General features: G+C 46.9%; 1 protein-coding gene and 1 pseudogene. One reads left to right on the top strand and one right to left on the bottom strand.

What is annotated here, in order from left to right; genetic code table 11:
- Window positions 1-1,289: gluconokinase (locus LD39_RS20235; protein WP_035552819.1), on the top strand; the 1,289-nt coding region annotated here is incomplete at its 5' end.
- A 90-nt stretch (window positions 1,290-1,379) separates the two neighbouring features.
- On the opposite strand, the pseudogene LD39_RS20240 reads toward LD39_RS20235, so the two are convergent.
- Window positions 1,380-1,916: pseudogene (locus tag LD39_RS20240) on the bottom strand (cation acetate symporter); the annotation flags it as partial.

The raw sequence follows: 1,916 nt of genomic DNA on the forward strand, positions 1-1,916 counted from the left end.
GTGAGATCACTGGTGTGGGAATCTCTGCTGCGATGCACTCTCTTATCTGTATGGAAGAAAGCGGGAAGCCCCTTTCACCTTCCATCATATGGGCGGATGCAAGAAGCGCGGATCAGGCTGCTTTTTTAAAAGAAAAACATGCTCACTTATATATGAGATCAGGAACACCGCTTCATCCAATGTCTCCTCTATCCAAGCTGATCTGGATGAAAGAACAAGGGTATGAGCCTTGGAAGCAAGCGGATTATTATGTATCAATCAAAGAGTTTCTACTGTATCGCTGGTTTGGAGAAAAAGTCGTCGACTACTCAATTGCAGCGGCGACTGGGCTGTTTGATATTAAAGAGCACCGATGGGACAGAGAGGCATTGAATTTAGCTGGAATTGAAACAGACCAGCTGTTTCAGCCTGTTCCTCCTACTCACTCCTTGCAAGGAATGAAGACAGAAACTGCTGCAAGAGCAGGTTTGAATGCCGATACTCCTTTTGTCATCGGAGCAAGTGACGGCCCTCTTGCTAATTTAGGCATCGGGGCCATTGAGCCGGGTGAAACAGCGATCACGATTGGCACAAGCGGAGCGATCCGGCAGTTTTCAAGCGAGCCTTTGCTTGATGAAAAACAAGAGATCTTCTCCTATAGCTTTACTGAAGATTTGTGGATTACAGGAGGTCCATCAAATAACGGCGGACTGGTACTCGGATGGCTGCAAAAGCTTTGGAATGGTGAACAGGACAATTACAGCATGGAACAATTGAGTGAGATGGCCGCTAGTATTTCACCTGGTGCTGAGAATCTGCTCTTCCTCCCTTACTTGAACGGAGAACGTGCACCATTTTGGAATGCAGAGGCTAAGGGTTCGTTCATTGGCTTAACTCCAACCCATGAAAAAGAACACATGACGCGAGCAGCAATGGAAGGTGTCCTTTTCTCGATCTTACATATCGCTAAAGCGCTCGAGCGTTTAGGGAATGAACATCAGAAGATTTTTGCAAGCGGCGGATTTGCCCGCTCGCCGGTATGGGTACAAATGCTTGCGGACATGTTCCAGACTCCGATTTATATTCCAAAGAGCCACCAGAGCTCCGCATGGGGGGCAGCCTGGTTAGCGCTTTACAGTCTTGGTGAGGTCGAGAATCTCACGGATATCAAACATTCGATTCCAATGGATGAAGAATATCTACCGAATGAGGAGAATAAAGAAAAGTACCAGGAATTATTCCGTATTTATGAAGCGGTATCCGCTGACTTGCAGCCCCACTTCTCGAAACTGCACCAACTGAGTAAATAATTGAATGAAATTGTGAATATAAATGGAAGATAAAACCACCTCAGGTCATCCAGATTCTGGATGACCTGAGGTGGTATTTTTTTACATATTTTACTTAGCGTCTTTCAACCAGACTTCTCCGTCTTTGTATTCAATTTGTTCGGGATATCTCAAGTCTTTGACTTCGTCTTGAATCTTCTGTGAAGGCGGTGGCGTCATTAGGGAAACAACAACATTCGTAACGATGGCAGCTGCTGCACCGAACACTCCTGCTCCTGTATCAATGATTCCTAGGATCGTGAAGCCTCCATACTTAGCAGCAAAGATATAGGTGAGTGTCACACCTAGACCGACGAGCATGCCTGCAACAACGCCTGGACCATTGGCACGCTTCCACCATACTCCGAGTAAGAGTGCCGGGAAGAAGGTCCCCGATGCGAGAGCGAACGCCCACGCGACGATCTGAGTAATCGCACCTGGTGGGTTCAAAGCAACAAGGCCTGCAATAATTGTAGCAAATACAATCGTGATTCGACCTACGGCTAAGCGTTTTTGCTCTGTCGCCTTTGGATTGATCGAGCGGTAGTAAATGTCATGAGATAATGCAGCTGAGATGGCGATCATTAATCCGCCTGCCGTTGATAAGGC

The sequence above is a fragment of the Halobacillus sp. BBL2006 genome, from assembly GCF_000786645.1.
GTDB lineage: Bacteria > Bacillota > Bacilli > Bacillales > Halobacillaceae > Halobacillus.